The 6,318-nt window shown below is 60.8% G+C and carries 3 protein-coding genes and 2 pseudogenes; all 5 read right to left on the bottom strand.

All coding sequences use genetic code 11. The features are described 5' to 3' along the window. Positions 1 to 106: 106 nt before the first annotated feature. Positions 107 to 634, bottom strand: a pseudogene (locus M9827_RS28100) (methyl-accepting chemotaxis protein); the annotation flags it as partial. Between the two features lie 330 nt (positions 635 to 964). Then, positions 965 to 1,972 (bottom strand): annotated as a pseudogene (locus tag M9827_RS28095) (methyl-accepting chemotaxis protein); the annotation flags it as partial. 463 nt (positions 1,973 to 2,435) lie between these two features. Continuing rightward, complete coding sequence (locus M9827_RS23985; protein ID WP_250607494.1) at positions 2,436 to 2,846, bottom strand: YbaN family protein; 411 nt, start codon at positions 2,844 to 2,846, stop codon at positions 2,436 to 2,438. Between the two features lie 153 nt (positions 2,847 to 2,999). Beyond that, positions 3,000 to 3,596, bottom strand: a complete 597-nt coding sequence (locus M9827_RS23980) for a biliverdin-producing heme oxygenase (RefSeq protein ID WP_250607492.1) — start codon at positions 3,594 to 3,596, stop codon at positions 3,000 to 3,002. Positions 3,597 to 3,707: 111 nt separating this feature from the next. Further along, a complete protein-coding gene (locus tag M9827_RS23975) occupies positions 3,708 to 6,293 on the bottom strand; it encodes a TonB-dependent receptor (protein ID WP_250607490.1) in 2,586 nt (861 codons plus the stop codon). Between the last annotated feature and the right edge of the window lie 25 nt (positions 6,294 to 6,318).

The raw sequence follows: 6,318 nt of genomic DNA, 5'->3' as shown, positions 1-6,318 counted from the left end.
GCTTGCCAGCGATAGCGGAGTGTCAGTCAACAATGTACTGACTGATGTGCCGCCATCGCTGGCAAGCCAGCTCCCACAAGGTTTTGTGGTGGATTGAATGGCGCGGTCAGACGCGAAACTGATCCATCAATTTCATCTGCTGACTGGCCAGGGCATTGAGCTGGCTGCTGATCGCCGCCGACTCGGTGGCCTGCTCGGTCAGGGTTTCAGTCACGGTACGAATCGCCGAAACGTTGCGATTGACCTCTTCAGCCACCGCACTCTGCTGCTCAGCCGCGCTGGCAATCTGCAGGTTCATGTCGCTGATCACCGTCACCGCGTCACTGATCTTGCCCAACGCATCGACTGCCTGACGGATCTGCCCGGCGTTGTTGTGCGCCTGGGTCTGGCTTGAATGCATGGTCGCGACCACGCCCCGTGTACCGGTCTGAATCCGCTCGATCACGATGCGGATTTCCTCCACTGAATCCTGCGTGCGCTTGGCGAGGTTGCGCACCTCGTCGGCGACCACGGCAAAGCCACGGCCGCTCTCACCGGCGCGGGCCGCTTCAATCGCGGCGTTGAGGGCCAGCAGGTTGGTCTGTTCGGCGATGCTGCGGATCACTTCCAGCACCGAACCGATCTGTTCGCTGTTGACTGCCAGCGCTTCAACTTCAGTCACGGCCTTGCTGACTTCATCAGCCAGTTGATTGATATCGCGGGTGCTGCGCTCGATGATCGACATGCCGTCCTTGGCCGACTGATCGGCACCTTTGGCGGCATTGGCTGCGTTGGAGGCGCTGTTGGCGACATCGTGGGCAGTGGCGCTCATTTCGTTGGACGCGGTGGCGACCTGGTCGATTTCGCGGAACTGCACCTGCATGCCTTCGCTGGTCTGGCGGGCGATTTCCGAGGACTGGTCGGCGGTGCCGCGTGCTTCGGTGATGCTCTGTTTGATCTGGGCGATGGTCGGTTGCAGCTTGTCGAGGAAACGGTTGAACCAGTTCACCAGTTCGCCCAGTTCATCTTTTTTGCTGTAGTTCAGGCGCTGGGTCAGATCGCCTTCGCCGCTCGCAATGTTCTTCAGCATTTCGGCAACGCTGTTGATTGGCCGGGTGACGCCGGACGCGGTCAGCCAGATCAGCAGCAGGCCGATAAGACCGGCGACCACAGCGACCAGCAGCGCGGTGATCACACCGGTTTCCTGAGCATCATCGAGCACCGCTTGCAGCTTGACCGAGTCAGCCAGCAGCACTTGTTTCGGCAGGTCGATGACCACGCCCCAGGCGCGCGAGTTGCCGATTGGATCGACCGGGTACACGGCACGAATCAGGTCGCCCTGTTCGAGAATTTTCGGTGTGCCGGAGGTCAGCAGTTGCAGCACGTCCTTGCCATCGGCGCCAAGGGTGTCACTGATTTTTTTGCCGACCTTGGTGGCGTCAGAACTGTCGGCACCCAACACGCCGCTGCCGGAGACGATCAGCATGTGCCCGGCGTTGTTGAACAGATTGCGCTGGGAATCCACGGCGGCCGCTTGCAGCGCGTCGAGGGCGATGTCGACACCGACCACGCCGATGGCTTTACCGTCGACGATCAACGGCACGGAAATGGTCGTCATGAGCATTTCCTTGCCACCGACGGTGTCGGCGTACGGGTCGAGCAGGCAGGTACGTTTGTTGTCGCGAGGGCAGGTGTACCAACTGTTGTAGGGCGTGCCGCTGAGGCTGAGGGTGGTCTTGGTCATGTCTTCTTCGACCATGATCGTATTCAGCGCCGAGCCGGCGGCGCGGCTCCAGTAAGTGGCGAAACGCCCGGCTTCGTTGGACTGGCGCGCGGCGTCATTGACGAACTCGCTGTCCTTGCCATCGAGGCCATTGGGCTCGAAAGCGAGCCAGATACCGAGGACTTTGTCGTTGCGCTCAAAAGCGGTTTTCAGGCTCAGGTTCAACTCTTCGCGCAAGGCGCCGGCGTCCAGCGAACGCTTGGCGGCCATGACGCGCATGTCCTTGATCTGATCTGCTACGGCAGTGATCACCGTCAGGCTTTCGCTGAAGGTCTTCTGCACCCGCACCGCTTGTTCAGCGGCTTTGGCTTGCAGCAGGTTTTGCACGCTGGCGGTGAGCAGCTTGTTGCTGGAGGCACTGACCAGTTCGTCGTTCTGGTTGGTCTGGTAGATGTTCATGCCAACAATCAGCGCGACCACACCGAGCAGGCACAGGCCGGAGAGCAGGACGATTTTCAGGCGAATGGACAGAGAGTCGAACATGGGGCGATCTCGAGAATGAATAAACGGGTGGCATTCGGGCAGGAACTACCCGCTTCGCCAAATCCATTCAGCGCCATTCAATGCTCATCGGCGTGGAAGCAGAGGGCATGAGGCGTGTGCCGACGAACGGTCAGCGCTAAACGTTTGCGCAGGGGAAAGTGCTGAAAAAGCGAATAATTACAGGGATGTTTCAGTGCGATGACGGGTCAGTGCAGCCCCGGATGGATTCCGGTCGCGACCAGATCCACAGATTGCCCAGGCTCATCCCGGCGATCGCCAGAAAGACCGGCCAGCCGTGATCGAGCATCACCAGCATCAAGGTCGCGCAGAGCAACATGCTCAGCGTCGCGCTGACCTTGGCTTTGCGCGCGATGATCTTGCCGTTGCGCCAGTTGCTCAGGATCGGCCCGAACAAGCGATGGTTTTCCAGCCAGGCACTCAGGCGCGGCGAGCTGCGGGTCGCGGCCCAGGCGGCGAGGAGGATGAACTCGGTGGTCGGCAGGCCGGGCACGACAATGGCGATCAGGCCGATGCCGAGGCTGACGTAGGCCAGCAGGCCGAACAGCAGACGGGCGAGTTTCGAGGAGGCGGGTTGCGGCATGGGCTCAGCGGTGGCTTCTGAAGCGGAATGGAGATCTTACAGGCTTACGCAGTTCCCCTGTAGGAGCTGCCGAAGGCTGCGATCTTTTGATGTTGTTTTCAAGATCAAAAGATCGCAGCCTTCGGCAGCTCCTACAGGGGGATGTGTGTTGCTTCAGGCGGGTTCGGCCTCTGTGGCGTAAGCCTGTTCCAGCAGCACGGTAAAGCGATTAAACGCATCGAGCGCGCCTTGCTCCACTTCAGCCTCTTCTTCAGCGCTGAACTGCAACGAGTCGAGAGTGCGCACAAAGCGCTTCCAGCCTTCAGCACGGCCACCTTCAGGCTCACCGAGGTGACGGGCGCCAAAGGTTTCGCTCAACTCCAGCGCCACGGCGCGTTTGATCAGGAATGCCGCGCCGAGCTTCGAACCTTCGGAGACAAAAATCCAGCCCAGAGCACGAGCCTTGCTCGGGTTTTTCACTGCTCCGGCGACCGGTGCCGGCACTTCAGTGTCGAGATCGGCGAGGTCAGCCTTGGCCGCTTCGGCGCGGCAACGGGCCGGCAGATCCGGCACGATGGCGGTCAGTTCCGCGTCGTTGTACAGCTCGACCAGTTCCGACTGGAACAGGTACTGCGCGACGACGAAGCGGGCGAAGTTGGCGCGGGTCTCGAACGGCGCATGGGCTTTGACCAGCGCGTCGAGCTTGCTGTGCGGCTCGTGGGTGATCTGGTTCAGGCGTTGTGAACGCAGGGCTTTTTCCGAAGTGGTCATGACATGTCCTTGATAAAAGAGGCGCTTGATAACGAGACGAACAAGGCGACGTACAAGCGTAAAAAAACCTCACGGCGCGGTGCCTGAACACGCGCAGTGAGGTTGGCCGGATCAGATGTCCCAGATCAGGTTGATCGCGAAGTTGCGGCCCGGTTGGGTCAGGCGATCGAGGTTGGCCGGTTGCGTCACCGACGCTTCGCCGACGCTGTCGTAACCGCGCACGTCATCCCACAGCCAGTACTTCTTGTCGGTCAGGTTGTAGATGCCGCCGCTGACGGTGACGTCGTCGGTGACTTTGTAATAACCGGCCAGGTCAAGAATGCCGAAGCCCGGGGTCTTGAATTGGCTGCTGACGCCATCCGGTGACTTGAAGTTGCTGTCGTCGACGCGATCCTTTTTCTTCACCAAGGTCCAGCTCAGCAGGCCGCCGTAGTTGTCCTGGTCGTAACCCAGACCGAATACGCCGGTCAGCGGGTTGACGCTGTTGATCGGCTCGCCGTTGTCGTTGTTGCGACCGTAGGCGTAGGCGATCGAGCCCTGGGTGTAGAGACCTTGCGGCGCACCGAACGAGTCCAGGTTCAGACGACCTTTGACTTCCGCACCTTTGATGGTGGCGTGCTTGATGTTGGCCGACTGGAAGGTCAGCTCGTTGCGGCCCGGGGTCACGGCGTCTTCGTTGATGAAATCGCGGTACTTGTTATAGAACACCGCCACGTCGAACGAGCCTTGCTCGAAGTGGCCGCGCAGACCGGTTTCGTAGCTTTTGCTTTTCTCCGGATCGAGGTCCGGGTTCGGCGCCACGCTATAACCGGTGGTGGTATTTTCGAAGCGGCCATACAGGGCTTTCGCGGTCGGGGTGCGGAAGCCTTCGGCGTACTGACCGTACCAGGTGTAGTTTTCGCTCAGGGCGTAGGTCAGGCCGAATTTTGGCGAGACTTTGTGCCAGGTCTTGTTCTTGTCGCTGACCGTGCCTTGGCCGTCAGCCGCCACGGTGTTGAGGAATTCCTGGGTGATGTGCGGCTTGAGTTGGGTGTAGTCGTAGCGCAGGCCCGGCAGGAAGGTCCAGTTGTTCCAGCTGATCTGATCCTGAGCAAACACGCTGTAGGTGTTGATGGTCGGGTCCGGGAAGTCGGTGGCTTTGGCCAGCACGTCAGCGGTGCTGGTTGCACCAATGGCGGTGCAGCCGCGACCGACCGCCAGGCAGGTGCCGTCGCCGCTGCGCGAGCCGGTGACTTTCTGCTGCTTGATCGTGGTGCCGTAGGTCAAGACGTGATCGGTGGTGCCGATGGCGAACGCCTTGTCCAGTTGCGCATCGAAGACCCACTGCTTTTCTTCGTAAATCGTGTCGCGAGTACGCAGCACTTTGCGAGTGATCGGGTAGTAGAACTCGGTGGTGCTCTGGTCGGTCTTGGCGATCTGGTGGTTGAGGCTCCACTTCACGTTATCGACCAGCAGACTGTCGAGGGCGAATCTGTGTTCGATGCCGAAACGCTCACGGGTGATGGTGTCGTTGCCGGTGCGCCACTGGTACATGCCGCCCGGCAGTACGCTGTTCGGAATGGTCGGGGCGCCATTGAAGTACGGGCCGCCGTAGGCACTTTTCTGATCGGTGTCGCGATCATCCTTGTACTTTTCGTAGGTCAGGCCCAGACGCGAATCTTCGTTGTAGTTCCAGCCGATCTTGGCCAGCACGTTGTAGGCGCTGACGTCTTCCGGGTTGGCGGCGGTGCGTTCCAGACCGGTGCCGTTGTTGCTGCCGTAGGAGTCGGTTTCGTGGCCGTCGCGCTGGCTGTAGTGCAGCAAGCCGTCGAACTGCCCGGCGCGGCCGGCGACGGTGGCGGACTTCAGCCAGCTGTCATCGGCCGAGCTGTAACCGCTTTTCAGGCGCGCACCGACGTCTTTGCCCGGTTTGATGATGTCGTCCGGATCGAGGGTGTAATAGCTCACGGCGCCACCGATGGCGTTGCTGCCGTAGAGTACCGAGGCCGGGCCACGGAGGATTTCCACGCGTTTGACGATTTCCGGGTCAACGTAGTTGCGCTGGGTCTTGGCGTAGGGGCCGTTGAAGAAACCGTCCGGCACTTCCACGCCGTCTACCTGAGTCAGGATGCGGTCGCCGTCGATCCCGCGAATGTTGTAGCCGCTGATGCCGCCACGCTGACCCGCGCCGCCCACGGAAACACCCGGCTCATAACGCACCAGATCCTTGATGGTGTTGACGTTGTTGCGGTCCAGATCCTGACGGGTCTGCACAGTGACTGTGGCCGGCACGCTGTTGACCGACTGCTCCTGACGGGTGGCGCTGATGGTCACCTGATCCAGATTGAGCGTGCCGCTGGCGTTGCGCTTTTCCAGCACGACGTTGTTGTTGCTGATTTTGCGGTAGCTCAGGTTGGTCCCTACCAACAGACGCTCCAGGGCTTTTTCCGCTGGCAACGAGCCACGCACGCCCGGCGACGACACGCCCTGACCCAGTTCTGCCGGCAGGCCGACCTGCCAACCGGTCACGGCGGTGAAGTCATTGAGTGCCGACACCAGTGGCTTCTGACCGATGGAGAACGAGTAATCGCCCATGTTGCGCGCCGGCTGTTCGGTGGCAGCCATCAGCGGCGCCGTGCCGGCCATCAGGATGGCAGCGGTCAGCAGCGAGAGAACGCGGGAAGGGGAAGCGGTCTGGCGGGTAAGGCGTGAGGACATCGATAGCGCTCCGTGTCGCACGAAT

Source organism: Pseudomonas sp. AKS31, assembly GCF_023634765.1.
Lineage (GTDB): Bacteria > Pseudomonadota > Gammaproteobacteria > Pseudomonadales > Pseudomonadaceae > Aquipseudomonas.
Note: the sequence above shows the minus strand (reverse complement) of the source record. Positions and strands in the feature narration are given on the sequence as shown.